At 59.8% G+C, this 18,733-nt stretch carries 17 protein-coding genes and 2 tRNA genes; 14 read left to right on the forward strand and 5 right to left on the reverse strand.

The window, feature by feature from the left end:
- Positions 1-34 precede the first annotated feature (34 nt).
- Positions 35-111, forward strand: a tRNA-Asp gene (locus tag QMZ29_RS10500).
- 51 nt (positions 112-162) lie between these two features.
- A tRNA-Trp gene (locus QMZ29_RS10505) sits at positions 163-238 on the forward strand.
- A 268-nt stretch (positions 239-506) separates the two neighbouring features.
- Here the strand turns inward: QMZ29_RS10505 and hdfR are convergent.
- Positions 507-1,334, reverse strand: coding sequence for an HTH-type transcriptional regulator HdfR (hdfR, locus tag QMZ29_RS10510; protein WP_197769844.1), 828 nt, complete (start codon positions 1,332-1,334; stop codon positions 507-509).
- Between the two features lie 119 nt (positions 1,335-1,453).
- Between hdfR and QMZ29_RS10515 the strand changes: the two genes are divergently transcribed.
- Positions 1,454-1,792 (forward strand): MaoP family protein, encoded by a 339-nt coding sequence (locus QMZ29_RS10515; protein WP_004929946.1) that lies wholly within the window; start codon positions 1,454-1,456, stop codon positions 1,790-1,792.
- A 27-nt stretch (positions 1,793-1,819) separates the two neighbouring features.
- On the opposite strand, the gene QMZ29_RS10520 is transcribed toward QMZ29_RS10515, so the two are convergent.
- Positions 1,820-3,343 carry a YifB family Mg chelatase-like AAA ATPase gene (locus tag QMZ29_RS10520; protein WP_261427324.1) on the reverse strand — a complete coding sequence of 508 codons (1,524 nt, stop codon included), beginning with the start codon at positions 3,341-3,343 and terminating at the stop codon, positions 1,820-1,822.
- A gap of 341 nt (positions 3,344-3,684) precedes the next feature.
- Between QMZ29_RS10520 and QMZ29_RS10525 the strand changes: the two genes are divergently transcribed.
- The 10 genes from QMZ29_RS10525 to QMZ29_RS10570 all read left to right on the forward strand — a co-directional run bounded on the left by QMZ29_RS10525 (position 3,685) and on the right by QMZ29_RS10570 (position 14,058).
- Positions 3,685-4,917, forward strand: a complete 1,233-nt coding sequence (locus QMZ29_RS10525) for an MFS transporter (protein WP_261427322.1) — start codon at positions 3,685-3,687, stop codon at positions 4,915-4,917.
- Between the two features lie 133 nt (positions 4,918-5,050).
- The gene (gene ilvL / locus QMZ29_RS10530) at positions 5,051-5,149 is read left to right on the forward strand and encodes an ilv operon leader peptide (protein ID WP_013814970.1); all 99 of its coding nucleotides are present in this window, start codon (positions 5,051-5,053) and stop codon (positions 5,147-5,149) included.
- 142 nt (positions 5,150-5,291) lie between these two features.
- Positions 5,292-6,938, forward strand: a complete 1,647-nt coding sequence (ilvG, locus tag QMZ29_RS10535) for an acetolactate synthase 2 catalytic subunit (RefSeq protein ID WP_261127970.1) — start codon at positions 5,292-5,294, stop codon at positions 6,936-6,938.
- A complete protein-coding gene (ilvM, locus tag QMZ29_RS10540) occupies positions 6,935-7,192 on the forward strand; it encodes an acetolactate synthase 2 small subunit (protein ID WP_004929955.1) in 258 nt (85 codons plus the stop codon). Before ilvG ends, ilvM begins: the two co-directional genes overlap by 4 nt.
- Positions 7,193-7,215: 23 nt before the next feature.
- Positions 7,216-8,142 (forward strand): branched-chain amino acid transaminase, encoded by a 927-nt coding sequence (locus QMZ29_RS10545; protein ID WP_261427319.1) that lies wholly within the window; start codon positions 7,216-7,218, stop codon positions 8,140-8,142.
- 106 nt (positions 8,143-8,248) lie between these two features.
- Complete coding sequence (ilvD, locus tag QMZ29_RS10550; RefSeq protein ID WP_015379395.1) at positions 8,249-10,099, forward strand: dihydroxy-acid dehydratase; 1,851 nt, start codon at positions 8,249-8,251, stop codon at positions 10,097-10,099.
- Between the two features lie 5 nt (positions 10,100-10,104).
- Positions 10,105-11,649, forward strand: coding sequence for a threonine ammonia-lyase, biosynthetic (gene ilvA, locus QMZ29_RS10555; protein ID WP_197827001.1), 1,545 nt, complete (start codon positions 10,105-10,107; stop codon positions 11,647-11,649).
- 112 nt (positions 11,650-11,761) lie between these two features.
- Positions 11,762-12,757: an Ssp4 family T6SS effector gene (ssp4, locus tag QMZ29_RS10560; protein WP_025304642.1), complete on the forward strand. Its 996-nt coding sequence runs from the start codon at positions 11,762-11,764 to the stop codon at positions 12,755-12,757.
- Positions 12,757-13,335, forward strand: coding sequence for an immunity protein Sip4 (gene ssi4, locus QMZ29_RS10565; protein WP_025304641.1), 579 nt, complete (start codon positions 12,757-12,759; stop codon positions 13,333-13,335). Before ssp4 ends, ssi4 begins: the two co-directional genes overlap by 1 nt.
- Positions 13,336-13,356: 21 nt before the next feature.
- A complete protein-coding gene (locus tag QMZ29_RS10570) occupies positions 13,357-14,058 on the forward strand; it encodes a DUF2461 domain-containing protein (protein WP_141999152.1) in 702 nt (233 codons plus the stop codon).
- 9 nt (positions 14,059-14,067) lie between these two features.
- On the opposite strand, the gene ilvY is transcribed toward QMZ29_RS10570, so the two are convergent.
- A complete protein-coding gene (ilvY, locus tag QMZ29_RS10575; protein ID WP_004929971.1) occupies positions 14,068-14,958 on the reverse strand; it encodes an HTH-type transcriptional activator IlvY in 891 nt (296 codons plus the stop codon).
- A 168-nt stretch (positions 14,959-15,126) separates the two neighbouring features.
- On the opposite strand from ilvY, the gene ilvC reads away from it, so the two are divergent.
- A complete protein-coding gene (gene ilvC, locus QMZ29_RS10580; RefSeq protein ID WP_025304638.1) occupies positions 15,127-16,602 on the forward strand; it encodes a ketol-acid reductoisomerase in 1,476 nt (491 codons plus the stop codon).
- 47 nt (positions 16,603-16,649) lie between these two features.
- Here ilvC and QMZ29_RS10585 read toward each other — a convergent pair whose 3' ends face one another.
- Both QMZ29_RS10585 and kdgK read right to left on the reverse strand, forming a co-directional pair.
- Complete coding sequence (locus tag QMZ29_RS10585; protein ID WP_261427313.1) at positions 16,650-17,351, reverse strand: LuxR family transcriptional regulator; 702 nt, start codon at positions 17,349-17,351, stop codon at positions 16,650-16,652.
- Between the two features lie 235 nt (positions 17,352-17,586).
- A complete protein-coding gene (gene kdgK, locus QMZ29_RS10590; protein WP_049209490.1) occupies positions 17,587-18,522 on the reverse strand; it encodes a 2-dehydro-3-deoxygluconokinase in 936 nt (311 codons plus the stop codon).
- Positions 18,523-18,733: the final 211 nt, after the last annotated feature.

Here is an 18,733-nt window from a genome sequence, read left to right on the forward strand (position 1 = left end):
CCGGCATCGAGAGATGCAACGTAAAAGAATCGGTGGAGCGGTAGTTCAGTTGGTTAGAATACCTGCCTGTCACGCAGGGGGTCGCGGGTTCGAGCCCCGTCCGTTCCGCCACTTATTTAATTATGCCTGCTTTATTAGCAGGCATAATGTTAAGCGAGATTTAGGGGCGTAGCTCAGTTGGTAGAGCACCGGTCTCCAAAACCGGGTGTCGCGAGTTCGAGTCTCTCCGCCCCTGCCATATTAAGAACCCTTTGCGAAAGCAAAGGGTTTTTTTTTACCTATTATCCCTTCCCTTAGTGCATTCCCGCTTTGGAAAAGAGCGCTTTTGACGCTATATGCCGAGGTTTGCCCGATCCTGGCTGCTTCATGTTCTTCCGAGCTTTACCCTGCACGCCTCCGGATTCTCTTATCGTTTTGCATTATCTTCTCTCAGAAGGCGATGGGCGGCTTTTGGCATGATAGACAGTCATTACCACGATGACGGCATTTAAGGCCGCCATAATGCTTTAGGCTGCGGTATTTAAAGGTATTTTAAGTAATTGCCGAATCAAAGGCTGTTGATCGCTGTTTTGCAACCAGACGGCATACAGTGGGCGGATAATCGGCGGGATCTCAGTAGTGGCCACCAGCTGCGGATACTCCTTTTCCCACTGGCTGGGCAGGAAAGCGCATCCGCCCGTGGTTTCCAGCAACTGACGCGTCAGATGAGCGGAGGTAGTCGTGAGGACTGGCACGTTATCACCTTCCAACATGCGGCTTTCCTGTTGGTGGAAGTCGGCTCCCCATTCCAGCTTGATGTAGGGCATTGGGGCCTGTTTGTCACGATACGCGGATGAGAACAGGCGTAATGAGAAATTGCTCATCTGTTGGCTGGCCAATTCGTCCATCTTCGGCGGTTCGGTGGTGATCAGTAAATCGAGCTGCCTTTCATGCAGTTGTTTTACCAAAGAGTGCCTTAATGCCACCCTGGCTTCGAGCTGCAGCGCCTCGCGTTGTTGATAGAGCGCCTGCAACCAAGGGGTCAGATAGGCCTCCCACAGCGAAGCGGTAGCGCCGATCGACAACTCGGTGTGTTGCAGCGAACGCACGACCTCCTTCTTCGCCAACTGCCAGGTGTTCATCAGGCTTTCGGCATAGGGCAGAAGCCGCTCACCGGCAGGCGTCAGGCGGATATTATTGCGATGACGGGTAAATAAATTTGCGCCCAGCTGGTTTTCTAACTGACGGATGCGGAAACTGACCGCGGACTGCGTTAAGTACAAAGATTCTGCGGCTCTGCCAAAGTGACGCGTTCTACTGACCTCCAAAAAGGTTTTCAGTAATTCGGTATCCACACCTATCTCCAAAAAAATTTGTCGTTAAGATTTAAATGTTTTGTTTTACACGCTGTCAAGCCTATCTAATACTCCGCGCCATAAACAGCACGGCCATAAGAGAATTAGGAGCGTGTCAGATGGCGGATAGCTTCACCACGACCAATCGTTTTTTTGATAATAAACATTACCCTCGCGGGTTCTCCCGTCACGGCGATTTCACCATTAAAGAGGCGCAATTGCTAGAGCGTTTCGGCTACGCGTTTAACGAGCTGGACTCGGGTAAACGCCAGCCAGCGACTGAAGAAGAACAGCTGTTCGTCGCAGTGTGCCGAGGTGAGCGCGAAGCGGCTACCGAGCAGGAAAAAGTATGGGCTAAATATCTGGCGCGCACACGTCGCCCGAAGAAATTCCATACTCTGTCCGGCGGTAAACCGCAGGCTGACGCAGTGGAAGATTACAGCGACAGCGAAGACTAAAGACGATGGGGCCTGCGGGCCCCATTTTCATTCCAGACTGCGATGCAGCTGTAACAACAGACGATCCATACTGCGATAGCCCAGCGCTTCGCTGAGGTGGCGCCTGTCGATCTCAGTATCTCCCGCCAAATCCGCCAGCGTGCGAGCCACTTTCAGGATGCGCTGCCAGGCGCGTACCGATAGCCCTAACGCGTTTAATGTCGCTTCCAGAAACTCGGCGTCTGCCGGCTGCAACACGCAATCCCGTTCTACTTCGCGGTTGCTCAACAGCGCATTGACTTTACCGGCGCGTTCGAGCTGGCGGGTGCGTGCCAGTTGCACTCTTTCCTGAACCAGCTCACTGCTTTCTCCCTGCGTTTGCCGCTTACTGAGCGTACCCGGCGGCAACAGCGGCACTTCGATAGACAGATCGAAACGGTCGAGAAAAGGCCCTGACAGCCGGGCCAGATAGCGCAACACCTGCTGCGGCGAGGCGCGGTTGTGCAACCCATGATAATGCCCTGTCGGGCTGGGGTTCATTGCCGCGATCAACTGTACTCTGGCAGGGAAACAGACCTTGGCGTTGGCGCGTGAAATCACGATCTCGCCGGATTCCAACGGCTCGCGCAGCGCATCCAGGACCTTACGCTCGAATTCCGGTAGCTCATCCAGAAACAGCACGCCGTTATGCGCCATCGATATCTCGCCCGGACGCGGCAGTGAGCCGCCGCCGACCAATGCCGCCATCGATGCGCTGTGATGCGGCGCGCGAAACGGCCTCTGGCGCCATGGCAGAGCGCTCAGAACAGGGTGTTGCAAGCTGGCGATCGCCAGGCTTTCCAGCGCCTCAGGCTCCGTCAGCGGCGGCAGTAAGCCCGTCAGTCGGCTGGCCAGCATGGTTTTGCCTGTGCCCGGCGGCCCAATCAGCAGCAGGTTATGCCCGCCGGCGGCGGCGATCTCCAGCGCCCGCTTGGCCTGCTCCTGGCCGATGATGTCGCGCAGATCGGCGTTTTCGTACGCATTGCCGGCTGCGGGAGGTGTGACGGCCACCGGCAGTTCGCCCTGGCCGAGTAAAAAAGCACAGACCTCCAACAGGTGTTGGGCGGTATGGGATTGTGACTGTGCGATCAGTCCGACCTCGGCGGCGTTGTCCGTCGACAGGATCAATTGTCGCCCGGCGTCAGCCGCCGCCAGTGCCGCCGGGATGGCGCCTCTGACCGCACGCAGTGCGCCGGACAGCGCGAGCTCGCCAAGAAACTCGTAGCGTGCCAACGGTGCGAGGGGCAGTTGCTCGGAGGCGGCGAGGATCGCCAGCGCTATCGGCAGATCGTAACGCCCGCCTTCTTTCGGCAGATCGGCCGGTGCCAAATTGACGGTGATGCGCCGGGCGGGAAAGGTGAAACCGTTGTTGATCAGGGCGCTGCGCACCCGATCGCGCGCCTCTTTTACCGTGGTTTCCGGCAGACCGACCAGCGTCAGGCCGGGCAGGCCATTGCTGATATGCACCTCCACCGTCACGGAAGGGGCCTGAACGCCGATGATGGCGCGGCTATAGATTACCGCCAGTGACATATCGCTCTCCTTGCTAAGGGCGGCATGATGCGCGATTTATCCAGGTACCGCGCGGCGTTCTTGGCATTTTTTCCATGAAACTCGCAGCATAATCACTGATTTTCATCGAATTGAACGAGATTGTGCGAACCGTCTCGCAACCTGCTGCAATACCCATTAACAATTCGCTGAAGGCTGCAACACATTAGCGGCCCATACGCATTGCAACCATAGGGTTAACGGGTGTATTTAACAATTGATTAAAATAAAAATCACTTCTTTAACACACTCCGACCGCCGCCGCAGTCTGCCCGGCAGCCGCTAAACCTCCTGACTTCGTACTCTACGGTAGGGATAACACTATGTTTGGTTGGACCCCGCTGCAACGCAACGCGGCAATTGCCAGTTTTTCAAGCTGGACGCTCGACGCTTTCGATTTTTTCGTGCTGGTATTTTTACTCAGCGACATCGCACAATCCTTTCACGTCGGTCTGGAACAGGTCACGTTGGCTATTCTGCTCACGCTGGCGGTGCGCCCGATCGGCGCGCTGATCTTCGGGCGTGCGGCGGAAAAATATGGCCGCAAACCGATCTTGATGCTGAATATCGTCTTCTTCTCGGTGTTTGAGCTGCTCTCCGCCGCCGCGCCCTCGTTGACGGTCTTCTTGCTGTTACGAGTGTTGTACGGCGTTGCGATGGGCGGTATCTGGGGTGTGGCGTCGTCATTGGCGATGGAAACCATACCGGACCGCTCGCGCGGCTTGATGTCGGGCATTTTCCAGGCCGGCTATCCGTTCGGTTATCTGCTGGCGGCGGTGGTGTACGGCCTGCTGTTCGAAACGGTCGGCTGGCGCGGCATGTTCGTCATCGGCGCGGCGCCGATCCTGCTGCTGCCGTTTATTTATTATTGCGTGCAGGAGTCGCCAGTGTGGCTGGCGGCACGTGAGCGCAAAGAAAGTACGGCTTTATTGCCGGTGTTGAAGAGCCACTGGAAGCTATGCTGCTATCTGGTGCTGCTGATGGCGGCGTTCAATTTCTTCTCTCACGGCACGCAGGATCTGTATCCGGTGTTTCTGAAAGTTCAGCATGGTTTCGATCCTAAAACTGTCAGTATCATCGCCATTAGCTACAATATCGCGTCAATTATCGGTGGCGTTTTCTTCGGTTCATTATCGGAAAAAATCGGTCGTAAAAAAGCGATCATTATCGCCGCGTTGCTGGCCTTACCGGTGATCCCATTGTGGGCATTTTCCAGCGGTTCGCTAATGTTGGGGATCGGCGCTTTCCTGATGCAGTTCATGGTGCAGGGTGCCTGGGGTGTGATACCGACCTACCTGACCGAACTGGTGCCGGCCAACACCCGTGCGGTGCTGCCGGGGTTCGTGTACCAGCTGGGCAATCTGATCGCCTCGGTCAACGCTACGCTGCAAGCCACCATCGCCGAGCATCATGGGCATAATTACGGCTTGGCGATGGCGATCGTTGCCGGTACGGTGGTGGTGGCGATCGCCCTGTTGGTGTTCTTCGGCAAGGATACGCGCGGCAAGGCGATCACCGACGCGGTGAGAAATCCGGGCGTGCGCGCCAACGTATGAAAGAGAGGCGATTCGCGTGAGGTATGACCAGATTGCGCCGAATAATAACGCAAAAAAAGTGTTGTCATGTCGCGCGCGGCTGTGGTACCTCTGTAAGCATTAGTTCTGAATGAGCACAGTGAACAAACCCATTATGAAAGCCTTTGCCCAAGTGATTAGCCTAGTCGTGATTAGCGTGGTGGTGATTATTATCCCACCGTGCGGGGCTGCACTTGGACGAAGAAAGGCTTAGCAAACAAGCCGGAATCGCAAGAGAACCCCCGCACCGTCAGGTCCGGGGGTTTTTTATTGGCAAGAGAAAAGTGGAGCAAGGGGCAGAGCATGAAAAACAGAACAAAATCCTGCAGTTGTCGAAGTAAGGCGGGGAAATAACTATGAATGGCGCTCAGTGGGTAGTTCAAGCGTTGCGTACGCAGGGGGTGGATACCGTATTCGGCTATCCGGGCGGGGCAATCATGCCGGTGTATGATGCGCTGTACGACGGCGGCGTGGAACACCTGCTGTGCCGCCATGAACAGGGCGCCGCCATGGCCGCCATCGGCTACGCCCGCGCCACCGGCAACGTCGGTGTCTGTATCGCCACTTCCGGCCCCGGCGCCACCAACCTGATCACCGGCCTGGCGGATGCGCTGCTCGATTCCGTTCCCGTTGTCGCCATCACCGGCCAGGTGGGGTCCGCGCTGATCGGCACCGATGCCTTTCAGGAGATCGATGTTCTCGGCCTGTCTCTGGCCTGCACCAAGCACAGCTTCCTGGTGGAATCGCTGGACGCCTTGCCGGGCATCATGGCGGAAGCGTTCGCCATCGCCGCCGGCGGCCGTCCCGGCCCGGTGCTGATCGATATCCCGAAAGACATCCAGCTGGCGCAGGGCGACCTGCATCCGCACCTGATGCCGGTCGATGAAGCGCCGGCGTTCCCGGCGGCGGCGTTGGCAGAGGCGGCCGAGCTGCTGGCGCAGGCGCACAAACCGATGCTGTACGTCGGCGGCGGCGTGGGCATGGCCCAGGCGGTGCCGGCGCTGCGCGAGTTCATCGCCGTGACCCGCATGCCGAACGTCGCCACCCTGAAGGGGCTGGGCGCGCCGGATGCGCAAGATCCGCTGTACCTCGGTATGCTGGGCATGCACGGCACCAAGGCTGCCAACCTGGCGGTGCAGGAGTGCGATCTGTTGATCGCCGTCGGCGCGCGTTTCGATGACCGCGTGACCGGCAAGCTGAACGCCTTCGCGCCGCACGCCAAAGTGATCCACATGGATATCGACCCGGCGGAGATGAGCAAGCTGCGCCAGGCGCATGTCGCCCTGCAAGGCGATTTGAAAACGTTGCTGCCGGCGTTGCAGCGCCCGCTGAACATCGCCGCCTGGCAGCAGCAGGTAATAGCGCTGAAAGCCGAGCACGCCTGCCGCTACGATCACCCCGGCCAGCCGATCTACGCGCCGCTGTTCTTGCGCCAGCTGTCCGCCCGCAAGCCGGCCAACAGCGTGGTGACCACCGACGTCGGCCAGCACCAGATGTGGAGCGCGCAGCACATGACGTTCGAGCGCCCGGAGAATTTCATCACCTCCAGCGGCCTCGGCACCATGGGGTTCGGCGTGCCGGCGGCGGTCGGGGCCCAGATCGCGCGTCCGCAAGATACGGTGATCTGCGTCTCGGGCGATGGCTCCTTCATGATGAACGTGCAAGAACTGGGCACCATTAAGCGCAAACAGCTACCGCTGAAGATCGTGCTGCTGGACAACCAGCGTCTCGGGATGGTGCGCCAATGGCAGCAGCTGTTCTTCGACGGCCGCTACAGCGAAACCAACCTGTCCGATAACCCCGACTTCCTGATGCTGGCCGCCGCCTTCGGCATTCCCGGCCAGCGCATCAGCCGCAAGGATCAGGTGGAGGGCGCGCTCGAGGCGCTGTTCAATACCGAGGGCCCTTATCTGCTGCAGGTCTCTATCGACGAACTCGAAAACGTCTGGCCGCTGGTGCCGCCGGGCGCCGGTAACGAAACCATGTTGGAGGAAATATCATGATGCAGCATCAACTCTCGATCCAGGCGCGTTTTCGCCCCGAAATGTTAGAGCGCGTATTGCGGGTCGTGCGTCATCGCGGCTTTCAGGTTTGTGCTATGAATATGGTTTCCCCGGCCAACGCCGACAGCATCAATATCGAATTGACCGTTGCCAGCCCGCGCCCGGTCGCCCTGTTGTCATCTCAATTAAGCAAACTGATGGACGTCTCCTGCGTCGAGATCCAGCAGCCAACATCACAACAAATACGCGCCTGAGGCGCTGAGAAGGATAAATAACAATGACTAAGAAAGCCGATTATATTTGGTTCAATGGTGAGATGGTGCCTTGGGCCGAGGCCAAAGTGCACGTGATGTCGCACGCGTTGCATTACGGCACGTCGGTGTTTGAAGGCGTACGCTGCTATGACTCGCACTTGGGGCCAGTGGTATTCCGTCATCGCGAGCATATGCAGCGCCTGCACGATTCGGCGAAAATCTACCGCATGCCGGTGTCGCAAAGCGTCGACGAGCTGATGGAAGCCTGCCGCGCTACGCTGTGCAAGAACAACCTGGTCAGCGCGTACATTCGCCCGCTGGTGTTCGTCGGCGATGTCGGCATGGGCGTCAACCCGCCGGCCGGTTATAAAACGGACGTGATTATCGCGGCGTTTCCTTGGGGCGCTTATTTGGGTGAAGAAGCGCTGGATCAAGGCATCGATGCGATGGTCTCCTCCTGGCACCGCGTAGCACCAAACACGATCCCCACTGCGGCCAAGGCCGGCGGCAACTATCTTTCCTCCCTGCTGGTGGGCAGCGAAGCGCGCCGCCACGGCTATCAGGAAGGCATTGCGCTCGACGTGCACGGTTACATTTCCGAAGGGGCGGGCGAGAACCTGTTTGAAGTGAAAGACGGCGTGCTCTATACCCCGCCGTTCACCTCGTCGGCGCTGCCGGGCATCACCCGCGACGCGATCATCAAGCTGGCGAAAGACATGGGCTTCGAGGTGCGCGAGCAGGTGCTGTCGCGCGAATCGCTGTACCTGGCCGACGAAGTGTTCATGTCTGGCACCGCGGCGGAAATCACGCCGGTGCGCAGCGTGGACGGCATTCAGGTCGGCATCGGCAAATGCGGCCCGGTGACCAAACAGATCCAACAGGCGTTCTTCGGCCTGTTCAGCGGCAAGACCGAAGACAAATACGGTTGGCTGGATCCGGTAAACCCGTAACGACAAGGCTCGCCGCGCCGCGTGGCGGACGACAAGACAGACAAGATAAGAATATCCAGGCGGTTCGTTCGCCGCCTGTCATAAATACATTTGGAGTGAAAAGAGCATGCCTAAGTACCGTTCCGCCACCACCACCCATGGCCGCAATATGGCGGGTGCCCGCGCATTGTGGCGCGCGACCGGGATGACCGACGCCGATTTCGGCAAGCCGATCATCGCCGTGGTCAACTCCTTTACCCAGTTCGTGCCGGGCCACGTGCATCTGCGCGATCTGGGCAAACTGGTCGCCGAACAGATCGAAGCCTCCGGCGGCGTGGCCAAAGAGTTCAACACCATCGCGGTGGATGACGGCATCGCCATGGGCCACGGCGGCATGCTCTATTCTTTGCCGTCGCGCGAGCTGATCGCCGACTCGGTCGAATACATGGTGAACGCCCACTGCGCCGACGCGATGGTGTGCATCTCCAACTGCGACAAGATCACCCCGGGCATGCTGATGGCGGCGTTGCGCCTGAACATTCCGGTGATCTTCGTTTCCGGCGGCCCGATGGAAGCTGGCAAAACCAAACTCTCCAACCAGATCATCAAGTTGGATCTGGTAGACGCGATGATCCAGGGCGCGAACCCGAACGTCAGCGACGCCGACAGCGAGCAGATCGAGCGTTCCGCCTGCCCGACCTGCGGCTCCTGCTCCGGCATGTTTACCGCCAACTCGATGAACTGCCTGACCGAAGCGCTGGGCCTGTCGCAGCCGGGCAACGGCTCGCTGCTGGCCACCCACGCCGATCGCAAGGAACTGTTCCTCAACGCCGGCAAGCGCATCGTCGAGCTGACCAAACGCTATTACGAGCAGGATGACGAAAGCGCGCTGCCGCGCAATATCGCCAACAAGGCGGCGTTTGAAAACGCCATGACGCTGGACATCGCCATGGGCGGCTCGACCAACACCGTGCTGCACCTGCTGGCTTCGGCGCAGGAAGGCGAGGTGGACTTCACCATGGAAGACATCGATCGCCTGTCGCGCAAAGTGCCGCATCTGTGCAAGGTGGCGCCGAGCACGCAGAAATATCACATGGAAGACGTGCACCGCGCCGGCGGTGTGATCGGCATCCTTGGCGAGTTGGATCGCGCCGGCTTGCTGAACCGCGAGGTGAACAACGTGTTGGGGCTGACCCTGCCGCAGACGCTGGAAGCTTACGACGTGATGCTGACCCGCGACGAAAGCGTCAAGAAAATGTACTCCGCCGGGCCGGCCGGTATCCGCACCACGCAGGCATTCTCTCAGGATTGCCGCTGGGATTCGCTGGACACCGACCGCAAGGAAGGCTGCATCCGCACCCGTGAGCACGCTTACAGTCAGGACGGCGGGTTGGCGGTGCTGTACGGCAACCTGGCGGAAAACGGCTGCATCGTCAAAACCGCCGGCGTGGACAAAGAAATCCTCACCTTCCGCGGCCCGGCCAAAGTGTATGAAAGCCAGGACGACGCGGTAGAAGCGATCCTCGGCGGTAAAGTGGTGGCGGGCGACGTAGTGGTGATTCGCTACGAAGGGCCGAAAGGCGGGCCGGGCATGCAGGAAATGCTTTACCCAACCACCTACCTGAAATCGATGGGGCTGGGCAAGGCGTGTGCGCTGATCACCGACGGGCGTTTCTCCGGCGGCACCTCCGGGTTGTCCATCGGCCATGCTTCGCCGGAAGCGGCTAACGGCGGCCTGATCGCCCTGGTGCAGGACGGCGACATGATCGCGATCGACATTCCTCATCGCGGTATCCAGCTGGATGTCAGCGAGCAGGAGTTGGCGGCGCGGCATGAGGCGGAACTGGCGCGCGGCGACGCGGCCTGGACGCCGAAAAATCGTGAACGTCAGGTGTCCTTCGCGCTGCGCGCTTACGCCTCGTTGGCCACCAGCGCCGACAAAGGCGCGGTGCGCGACAAGAGCAAACTGGGGGGATAAGCAGCATGGCGGTCTCTCAACCCCTACCCAGCGCCCCCTGCGGCGCGGAATATCTGCGAGCTGTACTGCGCTCGCCGGTTTACGAGGTGGCGCAAGTCACCCCGTTGCAGGCCATGAGCAAAATCTCTTCGCGCCTCGGCAACACCATTTTGGTGAAGCGCGAAGATCGCCAGCCGGTGCACAGCTTCAAGCTGCGCGGGGCCTATGCGATGATCGCCGGGCTGGATGAAGAGCAGAAGGCGCGCGGCGTCGTGACGGCTTCGGCCGGCAACCACGCGCAGGGCGTCGCCTTCTCCGGTAAACGGCTGGGGATCAAAACGCTGATCGTGATGCCGGTGTCCACCGCGGACATCAAGGTGGATGCGGTGCGCGGCTTCGGCGGCGAAGTGTTGCTGCACGGCGCCAATTTCGACGAGGCCAAAGCGAAGGCAATCGAGCTTTCCCAACAGCAGGGCATGACCTTCGTGCCGCCGTTCGATCACCCGACGGTGATCGCCGGGCAGGGCACGCTGGCGATGGAGCTGTTGCAGCAAGACGCGCATTTGGATCGGGTCTTCGTGCCGGTCGGCGGCGGCGGCTTGGCCGCCGGGGTGGCAGTGCTGATCAAACAGCTGATGCCGCAGATCAAAGTGATCGGCGTCGAAGCGGAAGACTCCGCCTGCCTGCGCGCGGCGCTGGATGCCGGCCATCCGGTGGATCTGGCGCGCGTCGGGCTGTTCGCCGAAGGCGTGGCGGTGAAGCGCATCGGCGACGAAACCTTCCGCCTGTGCCGTGAGTATCTGGACGACGTGATCACCGTGGACAGCGACGCCATCTGCGCGGCGGTCAAAGATCTGTTCGAGGACGTGCGCGCCATTGCCGAACCTTCCGGCGCGCTGGCTTTGGCGGGGCTGAAAAAGTACGTCCAGCAGCACAATATTCAGGGCGAGCGTCTGGCGCACGTGCTGTCCGGCGCCAACCTCAACTTCCACGGGCTGCGCTACGTTTCCGAGCGTTGCGAATTGGGCGAACAGCGCGAAGCGCTGCTGGCGGTGACCATTCCGGAACGGCAGGGCAGCTTCCTCAAGTTCTGCCAACTGCTGGGCGGGCGCTCGGTGACCGAATTCAACTACCGCTACGCCGATGCTGACAACGCCTGCATTTTCGTCGGCGTGCGGCTGACGCGCGGCCACGCCGAACGGCGGGAGATCATCGACGAACTCAACGCCGACGGTTATCAGGTGGTGGATCTGTCGGACGACGAGATGGCTAAACTGCACGTGCGCTACATGGTGGGCGGGCGTCCGTCGAAGCCGCTGCGCGAACGGCTGTACAGCTTTGAGTTTCCGGAGTCGCCGGGCGCGCTGCTGAAGTTCCTGCAGACGCTGGGCACGCACTGGAACATCTCGCTGTTCCACTATCGCAGCCACGGTACCGACTTCGGCCGGGTGCTGGCGGCCTTCGAGCTGGCGCAAAGCGAGCCGGAATTCGAGCGGCACCTGCAGGCGCTGGGCTACGATTGCCACGATGAAACCGACAACCCGGCGTTCCGCTTCTTTTTGCAGGGGTGAGTCGAATTGATAAGTAACCGTGACGCATGAGTCAGTTTATGGGTTGCGCGGTTGTGATTTTGTCGTGCATTTTTATACTGCCAAGACTTCTGACGTATAGGGATGCACGACAATGAAAACTGCTTTTTCTACGCCGTTCGGTTCTCCCGAAGACGATTTGACCAACGCCGAGTTTGCCCGCCTGTTGGGCAATACCGGCGTACAAGAATTCTATCGCGATATTAATCTGCAAGCCTTGCAGGACTCGCTGGACTGCAGCCTCGCCTTTCATGGCGTGGGAATTATTTTTTCCGACGGGCAAAACTCATTTTTAGTCCGCCCGACGCAGCACACCGGTTACTCGAACGCTTCGCAGGTGACCCACGTGGTCATCAGCAAAACGGTGGCTCATACCTCGCGCGTTGCCGCGACCAATACGCTGTCGGAAGCGTTGAGCAAACCCAGCGTCAGCAAAGAGCTGGCCTCGGCCGCGCTGTCGTGTGGAACGCTGCTGGTATCGGTCTTTTTACTGGCGTCGGGCAGCGTCGCCGTGCCATTTACCGGCGGTACCAGCTCAGCGGTGGCTTATCTGGGCTATGCCGGCATGGCCGCCAGCGCGTTGCAGTGCGGTAATGGGCTGTACCGCGTCAACAAGCTTTATGACGGGAAAGGCGATGAATTGGCTCAGCTCGATTCAGAGCAGTGGTATATCGCCACCAGTACCGTGCTCGATGTGATCTCGCTGGCCAGCGCCGGGGCTGCCCTGAAGGAAGCGACGATGACCTATCGTGCCATGCGCCGCATTTCGGCGCGCAAGGCGACGGAGTGGCTGAAAAGCATGCCCCGCAGCGAAAGGAAGCGACTGACCGAAAACATCATTCGGGCGGAAAATCCGGGAATTTCCAACAACGTCTTGAAAGAGATGGTGAAGAACGGCCTGTATCCGAAACGCTACCCGACGGAAGCGATCCAAAACGGGCTGCGCCAGCAATTGCACTCGGCGCTCAATAACGCGTTGACGTTTGTCGGCAGCGGCATCAGCGGCACCCTGTCGGCGCCGGTGAATGTGAAAACCACCGGGCAGTATTTTGTGGGCATTATGCAGAAATTGCCGCAGATGGTGAGGTAATGGCGGAGTGGATGATTAAACGCCTGATCGTGCAGGGTCGGGAGATGGAAAGCCAAATCGCGGCGCGCGATCGCGCACTTTTCGCCGGTGTGGATGCGCAGCTCGAGCAGCATTTCATGACGCCGGGCCAGCGGTTGTCGCCGCCGGGCGTCGGCAATGTCATGTTGCTGATGGTGTGCCTGACGCTGGGGCTGGCGGGCGTGATGGGTCTGGTCACGGATGTGGCGGCCGCCTGGAGCGGCAAGACCTCCGCCGCCGTGTTGATGGGCAGCGGCGCGATCGTGGCGGTGTGGATGACGTTGATCCTGTTCCAACTGGTGCAGGGTAAAAACAGCGGGGTGGTATTGTTGCAATATTACCTTGGCATGCTCGGTCTGTGTTGCCTCGGCGCCGCGGCGGCGTGGGCGGCGGGCATGACCGGGATCGCCACCGGCGCCCTGCTGCTGGGGGGCGTGGTTGGCGGTGCGCTGTTCAGTAACCGGGCGGCGTTCTACCTGTATGTCGCCTATTTCCGCACGCGTCGGCGCGTGTTTATCAAACGCCGTTGGCAGAGGGAAGATCTGCGCAACACCCGATAAACCGTCAGAACGGAAAAACTTATGACGCAACCTTTCTCAGGCTTTAGCCAGCAGGGCCTGAATTTCCTGCAGCAGGTGCGGATCGAGAACGATAAGGCCTGGTTCGACGGCAATCGCGACATCTACGATCGCGAGCTGCTGGCGCCGTTTCGCGCGCTGGTGGAGCAACTGGCTCCCGGCATGCTGGCGATCGACCCGCAGTTCGAGACCCGCCCGGCGATCGGCAAAACGCTGTCGCGCATTCATCGCGATACGCGGTTTTCTCACGATAAATCGCGCTACCGCAGCCGCATGTGGCTGACGTTCAAGCGCCCGAGTAAAGACTGGAAAGACGCGCCGGTCTACTTTTTCGAACTGGGGCCGGACATGCTGCGCTATGGGCTCGGCTACTACAGCGCCAACAAGCCGACCATGGATCTGTTCCGCCATACGCTGAGGCAGCGGCCGCAGCCTTTCCTGGAGGTGGCCGCCTGCTGCCGGCCGCCGTTCGAGCTGGTGGGCGAGCGCTACAAGCGCCCGCTGGTGAAGGAACAGGCGGCGGAGATCGCCACCTGGTACAACCGCAAGTCGTTTGCGGTGATGGTGACGGACAGCGAAGTGGAAAAGCTGTTCAACGCCGATCTGGCGTCGCTGCTGGCCGGGGCATTTTTGCAGCTTGAGCCGCTCTACCACTGGTTGATGCAGGTAGAGACGATGAAGCAGATCGATCCGGCAGACCTTTGAAACCCCGCGTCAGCGGGGATGCAGTAACCGCCAAAAGGCGTCGATCAACGGATCGCTGAGGCGCTTTTTCTGAACGCAGACCCCCAGTTCAAACGGTTCGACCATCGAGATGTTATCCAGCTGCGAGATGCGGTTACGTACCGGCTCCGGGCTGTTGTCCACCACCACGCTTGGGATCAGCGCGATGCCGCAGCCCAGGGCCACCATCGACACGATGGCCTCGTGGCCGCCGACGGTAGCGTAAATCAGCGGATTGCTGATGCGATGGCGGCGGAACCACAGCTCGATGCGTTTTCGCGAGGGGCCGTGCTCCGGCAGGATGAACGGGATCTCGGCCCAGTCGGGCTTGTCGGCGAACGCCTGGCTGCGCACCGCACAGGGCAGCGCCGGCGCGATCAGCACTAGCGGAATTTCGCCGATTTTGGTGAACGCCACGCTGGCGGGCAGCGTTTCCGGCCGGCCGGCGATGCCGAGATCGGCCTCGTTGGACTGCACCTTGTCGACCGCGTCGGCGGCGTCGCCGGTGGTCAGCTTGATCTCTACCAGCGGGTGCTGCGCGCGGAAGCGGTCGAGGATCGGCGGCAGGTGGCTGTACGCCGCGGTCACCGAGCAGAACAGCCGCAGTTCGCCGCTCAGCGAAGGGCCGTGCTGGCCGAGCGAGTGCTTCAGCTGCTGATACTGCAGCAGCGTTTGCTGGGCGAATTCTTTCAGCTGTTCGCCGGCGTCGGTGAGCTGCACGGTGCGGTTATCGCGCAGGAACAGCGGCTGCCCGAGGATCTCTTCCAGCCGCTGGATCTGGCGGGAGAGCGTCGACGGGCTGACGTGCATCGCCTTGGCGGTGCGCCCGAAGTGATGGCTTTCGGCCAGATGCAGGAACAGCTTTAAATCACGTAAATCCATATCGATACGCTCGCAGTGAGAGTGTTGCAAAAATTGCAATGTCACGTTCTCAATATATCAATTTAAGCAACGCATTTCCTGTTATACATTGAGTTTAACGAATCTCCGCACAGACAGGGCGGGGAATGAAAATAACAATGCAAGACAACATCAAACCGGAGTACCACCATGGCTAACTATTTCAACACATTGAACCTGCGTCAGCAGTTGGCGCAATTGGGTAAATGCCGCTTTATGGCGCGCGACGAATTTGCTGACGAAGCCGGCTACCTGAAAGGTAAAAAAGTGGTGATTGTCGGCTGTGGCGCCCAGGGCCTGAACCAGGGGCTCAACATGCGCGATTCCGGTCTGGATGTCGCCTATGCCCTGCGCAAAGAAGCGATCGACGAGAAGCGCGCTTCCTGGCGCAAGGCGACCGAAAACGGCTTTAAGGTCGGCACCTACGAAGACCTGATCCCGCAGGCGGATCTGGTGGTCAACCTGACGCCGGACAAGCAGCACTCTTCCGTAGTGCGCGCGGTGCAGCCGCTGATGAAAGACGGCGCGGCGCTGGGTTACTCCCACGGCTTCAACATCGTTGAAGTGGGTGAGCAGGTGCGCAAAGACATCACCGTGGTGATGGTAGCGCCGAAATGCCCGGGCACCGAAGTCCGTGAAGAGTACAAGCGCGGCTTCGGCGTGCCGACCCTGATTGCGGTTCACCCGGAAAACGATCCGAAAGGCGAAGGCATGGCGATCGCCAAGGCCTGGGCGGCGGCGACCGGCGGCCACCGCGCCGGCGTGCTGGAATCTTCCTTCGTGGCCGAAGTGAAATCCGATTTGATGGGCGAGCAGACCATTCTGTGCGGCATGCTGCAGGCGGGTTCGCTGCTGTGCTTCGACAAGCTGGTTGCTGAGGGCACCGATCCGGCTTACGCCGAGAAACTGATTCAATTCGGCTGGGAAACCATCACCGAAGCGCTGAAGCAGGGCGGCATCACGCTGATGATGGATCGCCTGTCCAATCCGGCTAAGCTGCGTGCCTATGCGCTGTCCGAACAGCTGAAAACCATCATGGCACCGCTGTTCCAGAAGCACATGGACGACATCATCTCCGGCGCGTTCTCCAGCGGCATGATGGCCGACTGGGCGGAAGACGACGTGAAACTGCTGACCTGGCGCGAAGAGACCGGCAAAACCGCGTTCGAGAATGCGCCGCAGTTTGAAGGCAAGATCGGTGAACAAGAGTACTTCGATCACGGCGTGCTGATGGTGGCGATGGTGAAAGCAGGCGTCGAGCTGGCGTTCGAAACCATGGTCGATGCCGGTATCATCGAAGAGTCGGCTTACTACGAGTCACTGCACGAGCTGCCGTTGATCGCCAACACCATTGCGCGTAAGCGTCTGTATGAAATGAACGTGGTCATCTCCGATACCGCGGAGTACGGCAACTACCTGTTCGCCAACGCGGCGGTGCCGTTGCTGAAAGACTTCATGACCACTCTGCAGGCGGGCGATTTGGGCAAAGCCGTGGCGGGTACGGCGGTGGACAACGCGCAACTGCGCGACGTGAATGAAGCGGTGCGCAGCCACCCTATCGAAACCGTTGGCCGTAAACTGCGTGGCTACATGACTGACATGAAACGCATCGCCGTCGCGGGCTGATTTTCCGCAAGGCAAAGCACAAAGAGCCGGCAGCGATGCCGGCTTTTTTATGCTTCCGGCGGTGCGATAAGCTGACGCTCGAGACAGCGCCGGATCGCGTGTTTGGCGTTCGTGACCCCCAGCTTACGCACCGCATTGCCGATGTGAAACTTCACCGTACGGGTTTTGATCCCCAGGATCAGTGCGATCTCGTGGTAGGTTTTGCCCTGGCTGGCCCAATAGAGAATTTCCCCTTCGCGCGGCGAGAGTCGATCCGTCCGGTTCGCCTCGGCATTGGCCAATGTCAGCGCGTGCTGGTGGGTATCGACCAAGACCATCTGCAGGTTGGCCCTTTCGTCTTCCATCAGCTGCCGCAGTTCGGCGTCATCGGCCGCCGTCGCGCTGATCGACAAGATCGCCAGGTTGTTGTCGTGATCGTGCAAAACAAAGCTGCAGCCGTGCACGATGTCGTACTCCCGTGCCTGGCTGAAGATCTTCCGGTAATGCCGATCCTCGGTGGTGATTGGGGTGTCGTGCCACATAAAGGGCGCGCAGCGGCTATGGGCGGTGCGCACGACGGGGTCGATGCGTTGATAGCGATTGTCGCTGTAGATGTTCAACCATTCTTGCGGGTAGCTCGATACCAACAGATGGCGATCGGGATGGTGTTTGTTGAAGGTCAAATAAGCATATTTGAATCTGCCGAAGGCGTGCAGCCGGCTGTCCAGATGCAGTCTTGCGGCGACGGCGTTGGCGAATGCGACGGCCATCGGTAACCTCCCTGTCGTTCGGCGATTCAGCCCGACCTGCACCAAAGTCCAGCTAGTCAGTGCGGCGGATTGAAATTTATACTCGGCTAATAAATTCAAAAAGTCGGCAATGCCAAGACCTGAGCTTAGCAGTTCTGGGTATCAATAAGCCAACGCCAGGGAAATTCTTCAATCATCCTCTCATCAATACGTCTGGGAGCCATTGCGCCGGCGGCGAGGTCACCTCGCCGTCGTCTTATTGGTTGGGCATCGCTGCTGCGGGAATGATGGCGCCGCGATGTTGGATCACCGATGCGGCGAGCAGATGGCCGCGCTGCGCCGCCTGCTGGGCGCTGCCGCCGTTCAGGCGTACCGCCAGGTAACCGGCGCTGAAAGAGTCGCCTGCTGCGGTGGTATCCACCACGCGCTCCGGCGGCAGTGCGATCGCCGGTACCTCAAGCCGCTCTCCCTCCACGCTGAACACCAGGCAGGCCTCTGCGCCGCGTTTGATAACGATCTCGCCGACGCCGAGCGCCTGCGTGCGTGCCACCACCTGTTCAACCGGCTGCGCGCCCCACAGCAACGCTTCGTCATCCAGCGTCAGGAAGGCGATGTCGGTGCAGGCTAGCACCTCACGGTAGGCCTGCTGCGTTTCCTCACGGCTTGGCCACAGGCGCGGACGGTAGTTGTTGTCGAAGATGACTAGACCACCGTTGGCACGGCAGCGGCGCAGCAGCGCCAGCAGCTTCGTGCGGTCGGCAGGCGCGAGGATCGCCAGGCTAATGCCGCTGAGGTACAGGTAATCGAATTGCGCCAATCGGTCGCACAGTGCGTCGGCCTGGGGGCCCGCAAGCCAATACCGGGCGGCGGCGTCGTTGCGCCAGTAGTAAAAGGTGCGTTCGCCGGCGGCGTCGGTTTCGATCACGTACAGGCCCGGCAGTTTGTTGTCCAACTGCTGAATCAACCCGGTTTCGATGTTCTCCTGCCGCCAGGCCAGCAGCATCTCGCCGCTGAAGCTGTCGGTGCCGAGTGCGGTGACGTAATGCACCTGCAGCGTCTGTTCCGGCATTTGGCGGGCAAGGTAGACGGCGGTGTTGAGGGTATCGCCGCCAAAGCCGCGCGTCAGCTGTGCGCCCTGCTGTGACAGCTCGATCATGCATTCGCCGATCACGGCGAGATTTCGGATAGTCATCGTCAATAAGCCCTGGCTAAAGAAGAAGCAACAGCCGCCAGTCTCCACGTAAGGCGGTCAGGGAGTCAATAAATTAAAACAGTGTTTTAATTTTTTATGATCGCGATCGACCAACGCCAACAGGGTGAAGAGGAAAGCCTGCGGTAATTCGTGCTTAAAGTTTTACGCGGCGCGGCCGATAAGCTGGGTAAAGAAACAGCGGCAGCGCTCT

This window comes from Serratia sp. PF-27 (assembly GCF_030053255.1).
Taxonomy (GTDB): domain Bacteria; phylum Pseudomonadota; class Gammaproteobacteria; order Enterobacterales; family Enterobacteriaceae; genus Serratia; species Serratia bockelmannii.